The 18,690-nt window shown below is 44.6% G+C and carries 8 protein-coding genes; 4 read left to right on the top strand and 4 right to left on the bottom strand.

What is annotated here, in order from left to right:
- Positions 1-8 precede the first annotated feature (8 nt).
- Positions 9-3,014, bottom strand: coding sequence for a SusC/RagA family TonB-linked outer membrane protein (locus tag C7475_RS29535; RefSeq protein WP_110057168.1), 3,006 nt, complete (start codon positions 3,012-3,014; stop codon positions 9-11).
- Between the two features lie 447 nt (positions 3,015-3,461).
- Here C7475_RS29535 and C7475_RS29530 point away from each other — a divergent pair, with 447 nt between their 5' ends.
- The 3 genes from C7475_RS29530 (at position 3,462) to C7475_RS29520 (ending at position 7,256) form a co-directional block, all read left to right on the top strand.
- Positions 3,462-5,072 (top strand): DUF6377 domain-containing protein, encoded by a 1,611-nt coding sequence (locus C7475_RS29530; RefSeq protein WP_110057043.1) that lies wholly within the window; start codon positions 3,462-3,464, stop codon positions 5,070-5,072.
- Positions 5,073-5,223: 151 nt separating this feature from the next.
- Positions 5,224-6,936, top strand: coding sequence for a hypothetical protein (locus C7475_RS29525; protein WP_146217696.1), 1,713 nt, complete (start codon positions 5,224-5,226; stop codon positions 6,934-6,936).
- Between the two features lie 107 nt (positions 6,937-7,043).
- Positions 7,044-7,256 (top strand): hypothetical protein, encoded by a 213-nt coding sequence (locus C7475_RS29520; protein ID WP_110057041.1) that lies wholly within the window; start codon positions 7,044-7,046, stop codon positions 7,254-7,256.
- Here C7475_RS29520 and C7475_RS29515 read toward each other — a convergent pair whose 3' ends face one another.
- The gene (locus C7475_RS29515; RefSeq protein WP_110057040.1) at positions 7,257-7,676 is read right to left on the bottom strand and encodes a bacterial transcriptional activator domain-containing protein; all 420 of its coding nucleotides are present in this window, start codon (positions 7,674-7,676) and stop codon (positions 7,257-7,259) included.
- 149 nt (positions 7,677-7,825) lie between these two features.
- Here C7475_RS29515 and C7475_RS29510 point away from each other — a divergent pair, with 149 nt between their 5' ends.
- Complete coding sequence (locus C7475_RS29510; RefSeq protein ID WP_110057039.1) at positions 7,826-16,672, top strand: IPT/TIG domain-containing protein; 8,847 nt, start codon at positions 7,826-7,828, stop codon at positions 16,670-16,672.
- Positions 16,673-16,868: 196 nt separating this feature from the next.
- On the opposite strand, the gene C7475_RS29505 is transcribed toward C7475_RS29510, so the two are convergent.
- Together C7475_RS29505 and C7475_RS29500 are read right to left on the bottom strand one after the other, a co-directional pair.
- Positions 16,869-18,005: a FecR family protein gene (locus C7475_RS29505; protein WP_110057038.1), complete on the bottom strand. Its 1,137-nt coding sequence runs from the start codon at positions 18,003-18,005 to the stop codon at positions 16,869-16,871.
- A gap of 42 nt (positions 18,006-18,047) precedes the next feature.
- A complete protein-coding gene (locus C7475_RS29500; RefSeq protein ID WP_110057037.1) occupies positions 18,048-18,605 on the bottom strand; it encodes an RNA polymerase sigma factor in 558 nt (185 codons plus the stop codon).
- Positions 18,606-18,690 lie beyond the last annotated feature (85 nt).

The following is an 18,690-nucleotide window of genomic DNA, read 5'->3' as shown; positions in this document are numbered from 1 at the left end:
TTAGTTGTTTAGAATGTAACCTGTAAGCCTCCCAACAGCTGGATAGTAGCCGGATAGAAGTTCAAACCATAACCATTAGTCGGATCGCCCTTAACGCCGGGTGTGAGCCCGTTAACCGGGTACAGGTCTGGATCGCCACCGGTAAAGCTGGTAAAAGTATGCAGGTTGCTTACTGCTCCGTACACTCTGATGCCATGCAGGAATTTGGAATTAATGGAATAATTATAGCCCAGTGTTATGTTATCGATCTTAACAAAAGACCCTGATTCCAGGAAATAATCTGACGCAAGTGATGCAGTAGACGAATTGGTCAGCTTGGAATATTTGCTGCCCGGATCATAAGCCGATTTTAAAGTGTTAGCATCGGTTTGTGTGGCGGCAGTACCTAAATAGAAAGCCTGTGAGTTGAACACTTTATATCCAAAGTTTCCTCTGAGGAAGATGTTCAGGTCCCAGTTCTTGTAGCGGAACTGATTACCGAGCGAACCTGTAAATTTAGGAAGACCATTACCTACGAACTGTTTGTCGTCCGCATTCGCCTTGTTGGCAGTTACTATAGTGCCATCCTTTTTATACACCAACAGTGCGCCGGTTTCATCCACTCCCGCAGACTTTAACATATAGAATTCTCCGATACGGTGGCCTTCCTGTAAACGTTGGATAGGGCCTGGTGTACCCGGAGCAGACAATCCTGCCTGGTCCTGGAAGGGAGCTCCCTGATAAATTTTGTTGGAGAAGGAAACGAAATTGTTATTATTTAAAGCACCTGCAAATGATACATTGTAGCTAAAGTCACCATGATTTATCACCTGGGCGCTCAACTGTAGCTCCAAACCGGAGTTCTTCATTGTACCCACATTGGTGAATGTTTCTGACTGAGGGTTAGGAGGAAGGGGCACCTTATAATTACCCAGCAGGTCTTCATTAGTGCGCACGTAGTAGTTCAGGGAACCTGATACGCGATTGTTGAATAATTCAAAGTCGATGCCGGCGTTGAAGTTGATGGCTTTTTCCCAACCCAGATTAGGGTTGATGTTCTGTGCCGGACCATACACCTGGTAGGTGATCCCGTTGTAAGTGAAATAGCCGTAACCGCCGTATAAAAGCAATGACTTGTAATTGTCAAAATCCTGGTTACCTGTTACGCCGTAGTCAACTCTCAGTTTCAGGTCGTTTAACCAGCTGATCTCATCTTTCATGAAGCCTTCATCGGAAATGCGCCATGCAGCGGATACAGCCGGGAAGTTACCCCATTTATTGTTGCGGCCGAATTTAGATGAACCTTCATGCCTGAGGCTCGCGGTCAGGATATATTTATTATCGAAATCATAGTTGATCCTTGCGAAGAACGCTGCGAGGCGGGAGTCGTTCTGAGTTGACCCTACAGCCGATTGCGCATTACCCTTATCGCCGCCATTCCAGGTACCGGATCCCAGATTGTTCCATAAGTATGTATCAAATGGAAAATCATAGTTGTTGGCGTTAAATTGCTTGTAGTTGAAGTAGCTGTATGAATAACCACCCAGTACTTTAAAGTGGTTTCTCGCCAGGTTCAGTGAGTAATTGAACGTCCACTCGAGGTTCCGCTGGTCGTTGTCTATTTGTTCCTGAGACGCATAGTTCGTCTTGGTCACATTACCGGAATGAACGATGGTGGTCAGGGTAGACGGGCGGAAATTCAGGTTCTTGTAAGATGATCTGATATTCGACACGGTTATTGCGGAATTCAGGTTCTTCAGAATGTTCACCTTAAAGGAGGCGCTCATGTCCAACTGTTTTATTTCTGCCTGGCTTTTGATCACCCTTGCATTTTCAACAGGGTTGTTAGAGAAGAAACCAGTATTGATGTAGCGATAGCCGGTGCTGTCGTAGATTGGAATAGTAGGGTTCAGCGTAATGGCGTTATTGAAATTACCCTGATCGGCGTTGCTGGTCTCCATATAACGGGGAGCAACATTCAGGTTAACTGTATAAACGTTTTCTTTTGATATATGATTCAGGTTCAGACGGGCGCCGTATTCCTTTTTAGATGCACGCAGGTCAACGCCTGTTGCGTTCCGGTAATCGGCGGAAGCAAAATAGTTATCGTTCGCTGTTCCTCCTGAGATCTGTAAGGTATGTTTCTGTGCGTATCCCTGCGAACGGGTAACGGACTTCATCCAGTCTGTATTGCCCCCATAGTCGATACCTCTGACTGGAGTACCTTTAACCCTGTACTGACGGAATTCGTCAGCAGTGAGCACTTCCGGTGCCATACTGAGGCGGTCAAGGCTGACATAGCTGCTGTAAATCATTTTTGATACACCGGTGCCTTTCTTGGTGGTAATGATGATAACGCCATTGCTACCACGGGTACCGTAAATAGCTGATGCCGCACCACCTTTCAGCACGTCGATGGATTCGATATCATTCTGGTTGATGTTATCGATATTACCGCCCGGAACGCCGTTCACCACGTATAGCGGACCAAGACCCGCGCTGCGTGATGAAACGCCTCTCAACTGGATACTGGGAGAGGAGTTGGGATCGGCGGTGGCTGTATTGGAAATGTTGAGACCTGCAACCTTTCCCTGTAAAGACATTAATGGGTTGTTACTTCCAACGGCTTTCAGCTCATTGGCGCTTATATGTGTTATTGCACTCGATACTTCCCTTTTGTTCATAGTGCCATAACCGACACTTACTACCTCGACACCTTCCAGCGACTGACTTGATGGGGCCAGCTTCACCGTAATGGAACTACCTGTTATGGCAACCGTTTTAGTGGCGTAATTAATAGAGGAGATGATAAGTTCACGTGCTGTTGCTGTAGCGGTTAGCCGGAATGAACCGTTTACGTCGGTAGCAGTTCCGGTTTTGGTTCCTGCAATTCTGACAGTTACCCCGGGCAGTGGACTTGTACTTGCGGAATCGATTACTCTCCCTTCAATAACCCTGTCTTGCGCATAGGCCGTGTAGGCGAGGCCAAAGATCAGGGTGAAACAACTTAATACTCGTAGAATTTTTGTTAGCATAACGGACTGCTTAATTTGTTCATAAACGCGGACATTTTCATCGTTCATCGCTGCAGCTGATGTTCGTGGACAAACGCCGGTCTAGGCGTTTAAATTGACGGGTCAAATTAAATCACTAATCGGGCGTCTGATGCCGGAGCGGAGTGTTGGAATAGAAAAATCTAGATTATTCAAAAGATATTTATCTGATAATCAATAAATTGATAGAATTGCTGCATGGAAAAATCTAGGCTTATCTGACAGGGTTTGATCAGTTTAATGGTCGATTTTTTGAAGAAAAAAGGGATTTTGGTAACAGATTTCAGGAGTTTCGTACCAATTTAATAGGTGACCGATGATGTATTTTTAAAACAGGTTAACTAATTTTCGGACGGAAGAATTTGTTAGGGACAACCGCTATACAGGGGCGGGAAATTACGCACTACTTAAATTAGGTCTCAGATCTATATGAATAAAATACTATTTGTATCATTCTTTTTGTTTTTATGGTTTAATGGATATTCTCAAAACGGTAAATCTGACAGTCTGGTAACAGTCCTTAAATCGGAGCTTGCCAGGGCGCATTCATATGATCAGAATAAACAAAAGCGGATAAACCAGTTAAGATCCCAGTTGCTTCATACGGATAGTTTAAATTTTGATACGCAGTTCGATCTTTACTCAAAGATCTTTGAGGAATACCGTTCCTTCAAATTTGATTCCGCGTTTGTTTATATCAAACAGATGATCAGGGTTGCAGGAAAGTTTAATAAAAATGATCACCTGATCCGGAGCAAAATGATGCTCGGGAGCATTTTACTGAATTCAGGATTTTATAAGGAGGCTTTTGACGTTACAGGAGAAATTGATACCAGTGGGTTGACAAAAGTCCTGAAAACGGATTATTTTGTCTTGCAGGCCCGGCTGAATGCCGGTATTGCAGAATACGACAATGACGCCTATTTTTCGCGTGACTACCGCAGGCAATCGGAGGAGGCTTTTAAGAAGGCAGAAATCGTCACTCCCTCTAACGATTTTGAGCAGACCATTAACCTGGCCTTTCGACCGGACTCTTTAAAACACAAAGAATTAACGCCCGACTTCTTCTTTAATGTTATTATACAACGCAACCTGCCCGAACATGGGATAGCGATGGTTGCGACAAGGATCAGCTTTGCCTATACGGGTAAGGACCGGATACTTTTCCTGGCGCTTGCCGCGATAAACGACATCCGCTCATCCACCAAAGAAACATTGGCCATATTTTTACTCGGACAGGAGTTGTTCAAGCTGGATAAGATTAACGACGCCTATGTTTGTTTGCAGGAGGCTTCCCGCAACGCTAAATTTTATGGCGCCAGAAATCGTGCTGTTCAGATCGAATCGATGTTACCCCTGGTTGCGGGTAAAGTGATCGATCAGAAGCAACATGAAAAAGATAAGCTGCTCATTGGTCTGCTGATCTTTTTCATTGTCGCCATCGTTCTGTTTTTTTTGCTGGTTGTTTACCGTAGACAAATATTACTTATCAAAGCCAATGAACAGTTAATAAAGGAAAAGAACAACGAACTGGAAGGAGTCAATGAGAAGCTATGGGAATCTTCCAGGATAAAAGAGGAGCTGATAGGACTGTTCTTTAAAACCTGTTCATCATATATAGAGACCATAGATAAAATTAAACATCAAACCCTGCATGATATCAAGCTGGGGAAATATAAAGACGTCAATCAGTTTCTGAACAAAGTACATATCGAAGAAGAAAAGGAGCATTTATACAATATGCTCGATACTGTTTTTTTAACGATGTTCCCCAACTTTATCACCTCGTTTAATGAAATGCTTAAAAAGGAAGATCAGATCTGGCCCAAATCCGATGAAACACTGAATGCCACGCTCCGGATATTTGCTTTGATGCGCCTGGGAATAAATGAGCATGAGGCTATAGCCAAGATATTAGACTATAGTGTGAGCACTGTTTATACTTATAAGACACGGATCAAGTCGCGCGCCCTGGTTCCGGCAAATGATTTCGAGCAGAAAATTATGGAGATCAAATTTATCAATAGCAATCATCATTAAAGATCCCTGATTCCATCTTTGGAGGTTTGTTATGCCTGGCGTTTGGCCCAGGCTGAGTACCCGTTTTATTACTCCCTGAGATATTATTAATAATTGTCATGGTTTGTTCGGTCTTTCACTTACTTTTGCGCGCGAAATTATCTACATACCTATGAAGAGGACAATCTTACTTGTTTGCCTGTGCTTTGGGTTGCACACAGCAATAGCCCAGCAAACGGAAGCGCCGGCATATACGAAAAGTAACGCGTTTAAAGAACCCGAAATGGGCGCAAGCCGGTTATTGCTCATGAAGAATGGAAATACATTGTTTTTCCAGTTTACCAGGTCTAAAGGAGTTAATGTAACTGTTTATGATCAGCAACATCAGTCAGCAGGAGTTGTGAATAACCGTATCGGTTCATGGAAACCCAAGAAAATGAAAGATGCCGACCTGAAGGCACTTTTTGAGGTGAATGGCAACGCAGTAGTCTTTTTAGAGCAACTGATCGAAAGACGTCCTACGCTTTACCGCTTAATATTTGATGGAAAAACGGGAAAGCTGTTGCGGGAGGAAGAGCTGGCGAAAAATCATCAGATACCAGTGAGCGAGACGCGTGACAGAGGTTACGGTAATTTTCAAAGTGCCCAATTTATCGTAAGGAAAGATCCAGCTTCAGAATATTATGCAATAGGCGTTTGTAATGTTGAATCTTCTGCTAAAGAGAAAGAGCACATTGAGCTTATCCATTTTGCACCGGACCATAAGGTGATTAGCCGCGCCCTTTTTAAATCGCCAGGAGGTACTTACAGATACCTGGTATTTCCGGACATTTACGTCAATCAGGATAAGTATGTGTTTATCGCTTGTCAGGGCTACAACACAAAGGCAACCGGAGGTCAGGGTTCCCATGTAATTATAGGCCGTTTGCAAAAGGGGAATAAAAGTTTTGAATCAAAGATTTTGGATTATACAGATGATTATAATGTTTCGATGCTGGTGTTAAAACACAGAAAAGAGGACGGGCTTGTATACATGCTTAACGCCTTTGAAACGAAAAAGGAAGATCAAGACAAGGGCATTATGGGGTTTGCTAATTCGAACTACGCTTTGGAAATGAATGTACTTGACCCTGTTACGCTGGAAGTAAAAAACCATTATCTCATTAAACACCCACAGCTATCTGCCTATGCAGAACAAAACACTGCTTCCAAAAAGAAAAGACAGGCAGGATACACGGGTTTCATACAGGACTTTAGATTGCAGGATGACGGAACCATCACCTATTTATTTGAATACATGCAACATGACTCTAAGACAATGGGTACCGGAGAAGCTGGTAAGTCAGCATCAGTTACCACCAGAACGGTGTGGCTCACTCATATGGGAGATATCGGCATTGTGAACGCGGGCCTGGATGGAAAAGAATTGAGCAGTTTTACGATTGCTAAGCGTCAGACTGTGGAAAGAACACTGGATATGTTTCTGATCAACCGTAGAAAATGGTCCAGCTGGCATTTCAGGGCAGGCGGTATTAACGATGTTATGCCTGCTTTTTATTCTTATGATTACTTATTCGTGAATGGTCGGGAATATGTATTCTTCAATGATAGTCATGTGAAGATAGAAGATGAGCGTAATGATTTTTTGACGAGAAAAAGGTCGTTAGCTATAAGTAATGCGAATACGGCTTGTGCCACCTTTGATGGTAAGAAGGTGACGAAAGCTTATCTGTTCGGAGAACCGGCAGCTAAAGATGAGAACAAGTTCTGTCAGCTGGAAATGATCACCACTTCAGAGGACAGTAAAACTATGGCGACGATGATGATTGAGAAAAAAGGGAGGAGGCATAAAAAAGCCTATATTGTTTGGGTGGACTTCAAATAAGAAATAAGACCAGGGTCAACTTTAAAGGTTGACCCTTTTTCTTCAACATACGACTGCTGACTACGGCGCCTGCGGCACAATTATAGTAGCGATATGGTAAAAACAATATGGCTGCAAAAAAGAAGACTACGCGAAGAAAACCCCGTAGTAAGAAAACGGCGGCTAAAAAGCCAAAGACTACCAAACGGAACAGGCTGGGTGTAAAAAACTCACTTGTTAATAATATCAACGCCCGCAAGAAAAAAGGGATCTCTCGTTCTAAGAAAAAGAAAACGGTTGATAAGAAGAGCTATGAGCATATGGAAGAGGGCTGGAAGTGATCACTTTTTCTTGTTTCGGTTTTTCAACCTTGCTGTTACCCATTCTTTCCGGTAATTCCATTTGTCAAGAATAGGATCATTATTCGTAATAATGCCTTTGCTATCCATTAGCCCCAGGCTTTTTGCCAGGGATTTGAAAAGGGTGGCCGATTTCTTATTTTTCAGCAGCCATTGCTTTTGCGCATCTTTATTATGTGCCTCGTAGCTCTTCAATGCGAGGTTGATAATCTTCAATTCGCTTTTATAGTCCCGCTGTTTCCGATATATCACCATCAGGCGTTGCCATGCCATCTCCTCAAGGGGATCATTGTTAACCACTTGCTGATATAATGCCAGCGCCTTAGTACTATCGCCAAGAGATTCTGCCTCTTTGGCTTTTACCAGTAGCAGGCGATTAGATATGTTTTTTTTTTCGGCCATACCAAGCTACATCAACGCTTATGCCAGTAATCCAGGATTATTTTCAGGTATCCCGACCGGAAAAGTGATTTATAAATTTTGTTAATTTAGATTTGTATTTAATATGGAAAATATACCATATAAGCATCTTTAATAAAAAAGGGGACAAAATGAATTGTTCGTATCCGCTACCTATGCCTGGCAGGTCTACTGTCAGGAAGTACTTGTTTATTGTTAACCTATTGCTGTTGAGTGCAGTATCGGTTTTCGCTCAACCCGCCATTACCCAGATCAATCCTGTAATTGGTCCACCGGGGACTTCGGTAACCATTACGGGGAGTAATTTTAGCACGGTACCGACTGAAAACAAGGTTTATTTTGGCGTTACCAAAGCTACGGTAACAGCTGCGACTACTAATATGCTGACCGTGACTGCGCCGCTGGGGGCTAATGCGGAGCCGGTAAGCGTGATGGTAAACGGGAAATCAGCCAGTTCGAGGCAGGCGTTTAACCTCACCTACAGCCCGGTTGGCAAATTGAATAGCCACTCCATTACTTACACGAATTCATTCGCATTAACCGATATGTGGAGCGGTTATCCATCCAGGGCAACGCGGATAGCAACGGCTGATTTTGATATGGATGGGGTATCGGATGCTGCTGCCATCAGTACTGTGAATGCCACTCATTTTGCTGTACTCAGAAACAATGGTACGCCGGGAGCAGCCAATGTGAGCATGTCCTTAAATATATCTGAGAATATCTATACCGGTTTTGCCGGAGGAATGGCATCCGGAGATGTGGATGGGGATGGAAAGCCCGACCTGGTGGTCAGTTATCCGAGTATCTACAGCGTTAATATATATAGGAATACCTCTTCTGGTATCGGAAGTCTCAGTTTTGCGACGACAGATATCAACCTGTCTTCAGGTGATGATGCGCCGGGAGAAGTGGCTTTGGGAGATCTGGATGGAGATGGTTTACCTGAACTGATCGTAGGTTCCGGTAATACAAGCCTCCGGGTATATAAGAATACAAGTACGCCGGGAACGCCTTCATGGGTATTCGTAGCTGGATTCAATGCAGGTACGTCTCCGATCAATGTTGCAGTAGCAGATATTGATGGGGATGGATTAAAGGACATCATGTCTGGCAACACCAATTCGAATACGGTATCGGTACTACGTAATACCAGCGCGGCCGGCGTTATTTCCTTCGACGCTTCCCGCCGGTTTACCGTAGTAAATAAGCCTGAACGCATTGCGGCGGGCGATCTGAATGGTGATAATACCCCTGACATCGTAGTGTCCAGTGCTTCCGAAGGCGCAGTGACCGTATTGAAAAATACTTCTGTACCAGGTAATATATCCTTTAACGAAAGATTGGATATTACAGGTATCAGCAATGCCGGCTGTGTCAGTATTGGTGATCTGACAGGAGAGGGGCTGCCTGACCTGGTTATTGCTAATATTGATGGTTTCGTCACTTTACAGAATGCAAGTGTTGCCGGTACGATCGCTTTTTCACCTGCGAATCAGTCGAAAGCTGGTGTCAGAGCAGAGGATCTGAGGATGGTAGATATGAATATGGATGGCAAGCTGGATGTGATGGCAAGCATGACATCGCTGTGCTTTTCAAGGAATGATTGCGGATTGCCATTTATAGATGCTTTCACCCCGGCGAGTGCCGGATACGGACAGCAGGTGAGTATCAAAGGTATTGACCTGAATGGGGCTTCAAATGTAAGTTTCGGTGGGGTACCGGCAGATTCATTCCGTTTGATCAGCAATGATTCTATAGTCGCCTATGTGAAAAATGGTAATTCAGGAAATATTACGATTACGACGCCTGCAGGCGTGGCTACACTGAGCGGGTTCACTTATATACCAAATCCGGTTGTAACCAGTGTAACGCCTATGGTGGCTAAGACTGGCGATGTGATAGAGATACGTGGATACAGTTTAAAAAATGTCAATTCAATAACAATAGGCGGCGAAGCAGCGGCTTCTTATACCATTAATTCAGCTACCAGCATTTCCGTTGTAGTGGGCGCAGGGTCTAATGGGAATATCGTGGTGGGAAATCCCTCGGGATCTGCTACTATACCAGGATTTGTTTATGACGGGCCTCCCGATGTTCAGTCATTTACGCCTACTTCAGGTGGCAGACGTACCGCCGTCATAATTTACGGAAAGGAGTTTACAGGAGCTACGGCCGTAACGATAGGTGGAAAACCGGTAGACGGATTTAGCGTACGTTCAAACTATATCATCGATGCTAACGTGGGAGATAATGCCAGTGGCGCCGTTAGCGTAACAACGCCTTATGGAACGGATACCCTGGGAGGTTTTACCTTTAACACACCAAGTGCTATTACCTCCTTCTCGCCTGTCGCCGCTGATAGTGGCAAGGTTATCTCCATCTACGGTATCAACTTTGCCGACGTAACAAACGTATTCATTGGTGGTGTTGAAGCTACTTCCTTCACCGTTATCTCTCCGTCTCTGATCAGGGCTGTGGTGCCAAAAACGCAATCAGGCGTTATAACAGTATATGGATATTACGGCTATGTCTCGCTGAGCGGGTTTGTATATTCCACGGGAACACAGGTCGTAGCGCTGAGACCCTCTTATGGAACTAAAGGTTCAACAATTAAAATAGTAGGAGCCAACTTCAGGGATAGTAGTACCGTGACAATCGGCGGTGTGCCTGCACAATCTTTTACTGTTGAATCAGATACGGTTATCAATGCAGTGGTAGGGGATGTAACCAATGCCCCTGGCATATGGCCGGTAGCAGTTGCTTCTCCGAATGGGTCAGCCACATACAGCGGCTTATATTCGGGGCCAGTTATACATAACATTTCTAAGCTGACAGCAGCGGCAGGCGATGCCTTAACTATTAGTGGCGGTAACTTCAATACTACTGCGGCTGATAATACTGTTTACTTTGGTGGCATAAAAGCAAATGTAACTGCGGCGTCGGAGAATGCACTTACTGTAAACGTACCGGCAGGTGGCAATCTGAATACATTGACTGTAACAAACAGCAGGCTGACAGCTTATTCGGCGCAGCAGCTACTGCCACGTTATGAAGGTAAGGATAGCGCGTTTACTGCCAATTCCTTCACAAGAGCTGATTATGTTTCAGGTCCTAATCCTGGTGGACCGGCTTTAGCAGATGTGGATGGAGATGGACTGAACGATATCATAGAAGTGCAGAATAATGGACTGACGAGTGTATTGAGCGTATTCCGGAATACAAGTAAAAATGGCGCGATCACAATGGCTGCCAGAACTGACCGTTCCATGTCCGTCAATGCGCGGACTTTGAAGATGGGGGATATTGACGGAGATGGAAGATTGGATGTACTGGCAATTTGTACGAGCAGCAACTTTAAAGCAGTTTATGCATTCATCAATGTAAGCACTCCCGGCAATATACAATTCAACGGGGGATATATGGTGGATAATGCTGGATCATATAATGACATCACCGTAGGAGATTACGATGGCGATGGAAAAGTAGACTTTGCTGTTTCGACCAATTCCGGCGCCTACGTAGCCGTGTATAGGAATACTTCCAACGGTTCGAATATTTCATTTTTGAAACATGCTTCCATTTCTACGCCTACAAGTAATTTGCAGCTTGTCTCAGGCGACTTTGACAGGGATGGAAAAACAGATATTGCCTGGGCAAATAATTATCCCGCAGGTGTGTATGTATGGCGGAATATGAGTTATCTCGGCATCATCAGGTTTGGAGATCTGGCTATCTACAATACAACAGACGGAGCGGCTACTTCTATCACCGCTGCCGACATGAATGATGATGGCAAAATAGATCTGATCGCAGGGCATAATAACCAGACGATATCAGTATTTAGAAATAATAGCGTACCGGGGAATATATCTTTTACGGACAGGGTGAACGTGAAAATGAACAATTATGTTTATGATGTGAGCGTAGCAGATATGGATGGAGATGGAAAGCCCGACCTGAGCGTAGCATCAAATCAGATAGCGCTTGTTAAAAATAAAACGGCCAGTGGCGGCATATTTGAATTTGCACCCGTTGTAGAATTGGCTGATCAGGGGTACGTACGTATTTCTTCCGGTGATCTGGACCGTGATGGTAAGCCTGATCTTATAGGACTGGTGACCGGCGACTTCAGTAAAATGTCTATTTTCAGGAATAATGGTAGCAGGGAAGGAGAACCTGTTATTAAATCCTTTGCTCCTGCGAAGGCATATGCAGGAGATACCATTACTATTACAGGCAGCAACTTTACAGGTGTTACTAACGTTGGATTTGGTGATACAGCAGCTGTGGCTTTCACAGTGGTGAATGACACGCTGATAAAAGCGGTCGTGAGTACTGGCAGTAATGGTAATGTATTTGTTACAAACAACGTGACCACTGTGGCCCTGCCAGGGTTCCAGTTATATCCGCAACTCACATCCTTTAGCCCGGCTTCAGGCAGAGTGAATGACCTCATCACTATTACCGGAAAAGGTTTAGGTGCAGGTACTGCAACATTGGGGGCTACTGCTGCCACCGTGGTATCTTCTACTGCCACTAGTATGACGGTAAGAGTTGGAGAGGGTTATTCAGGTTATGTGAGGGTAACGATCGGTGGATTAACCGACTCATTGCCAGGTTTTAATTTCATACCTCCGGTTCCTGTCATCAATTCTTTCACCCCCGATACCGTGAGCACGCTTGGGCAGGTACGTATTTTCGGTAGATACTTAATTAATGTAACAGGCGTAACCTTTGGTGGCGTAAGCGCAGATTCATTCAGGGCTGTTAACAGGGATACGCTGATCGCTTATATAGGACAGGGTGCAACCGGACAGGTAGGCGTAACAACAGCTACGGGTAGCGGTCTTTCGGCTAAACAGATCGTTTGTTTGCCACCGCATCCTATAGTACGTTCATTCTCACCTGAAAGCGGCAGTGCAGGTTCAATTGTAACGATCAACGGTCTTGGATTTAACCAGCGTACTGACAGTAACTATGTATACTTTGGAGCTGTGAAGGCAGATGTGATAGCAGCTTCTGCTACGACGTTACAGGTACAGGTACCGTTTGGTGCTACTTATGAGCCATTGAGCGTAACAGCCAATGGCGCGACGGGATATGCAACCAAGCCTTTCGCACTAACCTTTACCGGCGGTGATCTTACAGATAGTTCCTTTACGATATCCGGCAGCTTTACAACCGGTAATAATCCTGTTAGAATACTGGCAAACGATGTGAATGGCGATAAGAATACTGACCTGCTGGTAGTGAACGGCGGTTCTAATTTTATGAGCGTGGTGAAGAATACCAGCAAAGGCGATTCTTTAACTGCGGCAGCACCAGTGCAGGTAGGCGCTTATACCTTCGACGGGTTCCTGCATGACATGGATGGGGATGGTAAAAAGGATCTGTTCATGCAGACAAATTCAGACCTGTATGCCGTGGCATGGGTGCGTAATTTGTCTGCCGATAATAATGTTGCTTTCGGTAGTAATACACTGCTCAGTTACATCGGACTTGCCAATTACGCAATGACAACGGGAGATATAGATGGTGACGGGCATACGGATTTTGTATTATCACTTACTAATTTTAATACGCTCAGTACAGGTATTTATAATGGCAACAACAAGCGTATCTCTTTTGTAAAAGGAGCGACGCCTGCAATCCCTTACCGTACATATGACATGCTGTTGGGCGACCTGGATGGTGATGGAAAGCCGGAACTGATAACAGCTTACGATGGTTATGGTATGTTCTCCGTATTCCGGAATACATCGAATGTAGGAGCGTCTAACTGGGCTGACAGGATAGATTACAGGATAACCGACGGCGGAAATTTCAACAGGCTGAAAATGGCCGACCTTGATGGAGATGGTAAACAGGAGCTGTTGATCGCAAACAGCAAAAAGTGGCTGAACGTATTCAAGAATAATTCTACTCCGGGAAATATTTCGCTGACAGAAACAGCTCATTTCCCGATGAGCAGCGGTACTAATGGAGAGATGTCGGTAGGAGATCTTACTGGAGATGGCAAACCGGAAGTGGCCTTGCCTGATCCTGCGAATGGTAAATTAACCGTATTGCAGAATACCAGTACAACAGGCAGTATCAGCTTTGCTCCGAAGATAGATTACAGTGCAGGCACTAACCCTATCGGTGTAGCGATGGCAGATATCAATAATGACGGAAGATTGGACCTGGTAGTATCTAACAATAGTAATAAACAGCTTTCTATATTATTGAATAAGCTGGCGCCTGTAACAAGACCTGTAATAACATCCTTTGCAGCGGATACCGCAAGATCAGGTAATGAGGTAAGGATCTTTGGTAAACATCTTAGCGGAGCAACGGCAGTTAACTTTGGCAATGTGCCGGCGACTTCCTTCATCGTCAGTTCAGATACTACAATTGACGCGATGGTGGGAGCAGGTGCAAGTGGCAAGGTGAGTGTAGTAACGCCTTCGGGAGCTGATTCATTAGGCGGATTCGTGTTCATGCAGGTGAAGATAAACGACTTCACGCCTGCTTCGGCTGCTAAAGGAGATACGGTAGTAATTAATGGTAAAGGATTTTCGGGTATTACCGGCGTATATTTTGGTGGTGGATATGCTGCTGCCTCATATACCATAACGTCAGATACCAGGATCGTTGCAGTAGTTGGAATTGGAGTTGCCGGCGCAGGAGCGGTTACTGTAACAGGACCATGGGGTACTGATGTAAAGACCGGATTCACTTATCTGGAAAAACCAACGATACAATCGTTTTCGCCCGTAACTGCAGCCAAAGGAACGACCGTAACTATACGTGGAACAAAACTCTCTGGTGTAACGGGTGTGAGCTTTGGTAATGTACTGGCAACTTCTTATCAGATCATATCTGATTTTGAGATAAGAGCAGTTGTAGGCAACGGAAATACAGGTGCTGTAAAGGTGGCTACTGCAAATTATAGTGCAGAAGCTAATGGGTTTACATTCCTGCCTGCGCCACTTGTTACTGCTTTTCTGCCAGCACAGGCGACCACGGGAGATCGTATCACCATTTATGGACAGAACTTTACGAATGTAACGTCTGTTTCACTCGGTGGTGTTGAGGTGGCTTATTTCAATGTACTGAACGCTACCACGATCCAGGCATATGTGGGAAATGGCGCAACCGGAAATGTGGTGGTCACTACTGCCGGAGGTATTGGTCAAAGATCTGGATTTATCTACACTACACCGACACCGAATATAGCAGGATTTACGCCGCAGTCCGGAACTGCAGGTACAAAAGTGACGGTGACAGGCGAATATTTTCAATTTATAACAGGTGCTGCTATCGGGAATGTGCCGGTGGATTCCTTTAAGGTGATATCCGATAACGAGCTTTCTTTTATAGTGCCAGTAGGAAAAACGGCATCAGTGACGCTGTATATTGCAAATGGTTCATTGTCTTTCGGACAATTTGTTTATGATGAACCGGTAGATACGACGCCTGTCATCCGTTCATTCAATCCTGTGTCAGGAGCTACCGGAGATGTGGTAGAGGTGTACGGAAAGAATTTCACGCATGTGTCTTCAGTGACATTGGGTGGTACTCCTGCAGCTGGCTTCACCATAAAATCGGATAGCGTAATTACCTTGACAGTAGGAACAGGAGCGAATGGTGCGGTGAAAGTGTCTGGTACAGCAGGTGTGGATAGCCTGGAAGGGTTTACTTATATCCCGCCTGTAGTGATAGATAAAACGCCGCATATTTATTCGTTTAATCCTGTTTCGGGTGGTACAGGAACAGTAGTTACATTGAAAGGAAAGAACTTCGGATATGTGTCGTCAGTGACATTGGGTGGTACTTCAGCAGGTAGCTTTACCCTTGAATCAGATAGCGTGATATCGCTGGTTGTAGGAAATGGTGCAAGTGGTTCAGTGAAAGTATCTGGTACAGAAGGTGTGGACAGCCTGGGAGGATTTACTTATATCCCACCTGTAGTAATAGATAAAACACCACATATTTATTCCTTCAGTCCTGTTTCAGGTGGCACCGGAACCATCGTAAAAGTGAGAGGAAAGAACTTCAATGACATATCTTCAGTGACACTGGGTGGAATGCCGGTGAATAGCTTTATCCTTGAATCAGATAGCGTGATTTCGCTGGTAGTAGGAAATGGTGCAAGTGGTGCAGTGAAAGTATCAGGTACAGAAGGTGTAGACAGCCTGGGAGGATTTGTGTTCATTCCTTTACCTCCGGTGATAGACAGTACGCCAGTTGTTAGTTCATTCTATCCTGCAACGGCGGCAGTTGGCACAACAGTAACTATTGAGGGCAAGTGGTTCCTGGGTGTAACAAAAGTTAGTTTCGGCGGAGTGCTTGCTTCTTCTTTCAGTGTGGTATCTGACACTAAGATTGAGGCTGTTGTAGGAGAGGGAAATACAGGCAACGTAGAAGTGAAGACGGTACATGGTACAGGCAGCTTGAATGGCTTTACTTATATTATTCCTCCTACACCGGTAGCTATAAAATCCTTTAGTCCTGTAAGTGGAGGATTAGGTACTTCAGTAACAATTAACGGTAGCGGATTTACAGGAGCATTAAATGTAAGTGTCGGAGATACTGCAGTAAGTAGTTTTGTGATAGTAGACGATAGTACTATCATGGCGATCGTAGGAGCTGGAGGTACTGGCGAAGTAAGTGTAATGACTGCCACCGATACTGCTACCTTAGGTACCTTTACTTATATAGGCACGCCGGATCCCGGAGCAAGAAGTGCAATGTCGTTGTATCCGAATCCTGTTACTTCAGGCAATACAATAACGATACAATTCCCTGTTACAGACAAAGACGCAGAGGTGACACTGGTAGATATCAATGGAAATGTTCTGCGGACGATTAAGGTCGTAGCGGGTACAGGAAAAGTGAATATTGTGCTGGATGGATTGCACGGAGGAACGTACAGGATTGTGTGGAGGAATGGTACGGATAAGATGAGCAGACCTCTGATGATAGTAGAGTAGTGATGACTTAGATAATTAAAACAGGATGGTGAAAGCCATCCTGTTTTTTTATAAGTAGTTCTGGTTTTCGCAGTTATACAATAGCTGTTTTCTGCGAAATAGAGGAAGGGACAAACCTGTCCGGTTTGAGACTGAACCGGACAGCGGATGAAACAGGTCTTGGTGGCGGGGATGATGGTATGGTTGAAAGGAATTGTTACATGAACTTAACGTGAATGGTACTGTCGCCGGTAATGTGATAATCGATCGCACCAGTGGCTTTCAGCCCTTTTAACTGGAGTTCCAGCGGCTGATAGCGGTCGATCATTCCTGAGAAGCGTTTATCTGATAGCTGATTATTGTCGAGTACAACACGAACGCCGAACCACCGTGGGATCACCTTACAAACATCTTCGAATTTCGCATTACGGAAGACGAACCGGCCAGTACGCCAGCTTAATGTCTCGTATTCATCGAATCCTGAAACGGATATTCCCGAAGAAGATACGATACCCATGGATCCCGGCTTTAATATGGTGTTGGTTTTTGATGAACTCACTTTTACGCTACCGGAGACTAAGGCAATTTTTGCCAATGAATCGTAGGTATTGACATTGAACTCAGTGCCCAGGACATCTACTACGGAGCCGGAGAGATGTACGCGGAATGGTTTGGAAGGATCGGCTGCTGCATGGATGAATGCTTCGCCAGTAACGTAAATATCTCTTACGTTCTTTTTGAATGCTAACGGGAATTTTACGGTGCTGGCAGCATTTACCTGGATCCGTGATCCATCTGGCAATACGAGTGAATAGTCTTTTCCTGCCGGAACACGTAAGGTCGCATATTGTTCTGTTTCTGAGCGGTTGTCTTCGAGCGTGAGTGTTTTATTGGTGATCTTCCACTTGCTATTGGCAGCGGACATGGCAGTGTCGTTATTGATGTCATAAACGTTACCAGTAGACAATGCCAGTTGTACATTTTTATTGGTGTCGGGCTGGTTGTTCCCTTGTGCTAACTCTAACTGTTTCTTTGATGTAAATACGCCGGTATTAAACATTATTATAATAGCGGCAGCGGCTGCTACGGCGGTGCCGATATATACTATTCTTCTGCCCGTGTGTCTAGGTGTATTTAGTTGTCCGAGGAGTTTGGCTGTTTGCTCTTCCACTGGATGCTGAGATATATATTTGGCCACTTCGTCCGATCCAACCGTCTTCCACAGATAATCACGAACTTCGGCTACTTCCGGATCTTCTGACGCAAGCTGTAACAAATGAACCCTATCGGGTTCACTCAGGTCACCACCAATCTCCTGCATTACCAATGAGTGTATATTGTTAAGCTTTTCCATGTATCGTTATAACTCAAAATTTGTTAAAAAGTAATGTTCCGCTTAGAAACTTTTTTTGTTTCCAAGCGCTTGTCTGAGGATACGTAATGCCAGACTTACGTTGTTCTTCACGACCTGCAGGCTGATATTTTGCTGTGTAGCCACGCTTTGCTGATTATGGCCTTCCATATATTGCAGCATGAAAGATCTCCTGGCAGCAGGAGGTACAAGCTGTAGCGCTTTGTCTAGCAGCTGAGCGAGTTCTTCTCTTTCGAATGGCTGATCTTCGATCGTTTTTTCTGCAACATAATGATACATCTCTTCAAGCTCTTCCTTTTTCATTCTGTTGCGTATTTTAGTGAGGCTCTTGTTCCAGGTTGCCTGTAGCAGATAGGGAAGAAAGGAGTTTTCTACTTTGATCGATTGTCTGAGGTTCCATACGGCCACAAAGACTTCCTGCACGGTATCTTCCGCGTCAGCCATATCACCCAGAATAAAATAGGATTCCCGCAACAATCTGTCACGGTAGTTGGTATATAATATTGTTAGTGATGCCTGATCACCTTTACTAACCCGTTGAAATAGTTCTCGATCCGTATATTTTGCAGTCTTTTCGTTCATATATCAAGCCGGCATGACCTGGTGCTTAGGTTTAAGAATAAAAAGTAGAGGCCGGAACTAAATTTTCGGCCAACAAAGTGTCACT

It is taken from the genome of Chitinophaga sp. S165, from assembly GCF_003182155.1.
Taxonomy (GTDB): domain Bacteria; phylum Bacteroidota; class Bacteroidia; order Chitinophagales; family Chitinophagaceae; genus Chitinophaga.
The sequence above is the reverse complement of the archived record's forward strand: the minus strand, read 5'-3'. Positions and strand labels throughout refer to the sequence as shown.

Bases quoted from the DNA above. Each gene is read 5' to 3' on its own strand.
- C7475_RS29535 (WP_110057168.1), bottom strand. From the start codon at position 3,014: ATGCTAACAAAAATTCTACGAGTATTAAGTTGTTTCACCCTGATCTTT.
- C7475_RS29530 (WP_110057043.1), top strand. From the start codon at position 3,462: ATGAATAAAATACTATTTGTATCATTCTTTTTGTTTTTATGGTTTAAT.
- C7475_RS29525 (WP_146217696.1), top strand. From the start codon at position 5,224: ATGAAGAGGACAATCTTACTTGTTTGCCTGTGCTTTGGGTTGCACACA.
- C7475_RS29520 (WP_110057041.1), top strand. From the start codon at position 7,044: ATGGCTGCAAAAAAGAAGACTACGCGAAGAAAACCCCGTAGTAAGAAA.
- C7475_RS29515 (WP_110057040.1), bottom strand. From the start codon at position 7,676: ATGGCCGAAAAAAAAAACATATCTAATCGCCTGCTACTGGTAAAAGCC.
- C7475_RS29510 (WP_110057039.1), top strand. From the start codon at position 7,826: ATGAATTGTTCGTATCCGCTACCTATGCCTGGCAGGTCTACTGTCAGG.
- C7475_RS29505 (WP_110057038.1), bottom strand. From the start codon at position 18,005: ATGGAAAAGCTTAACAATATACACTCATTGGTAATGCAGGAGATTGGT.
- C7475_RS29500 (WP_110057037.1), bottom strand. From the start codon at position 18,605: ATGAACGAAAAGACTGCAAAATATACGGATCGAGAACTATTTCAACGG.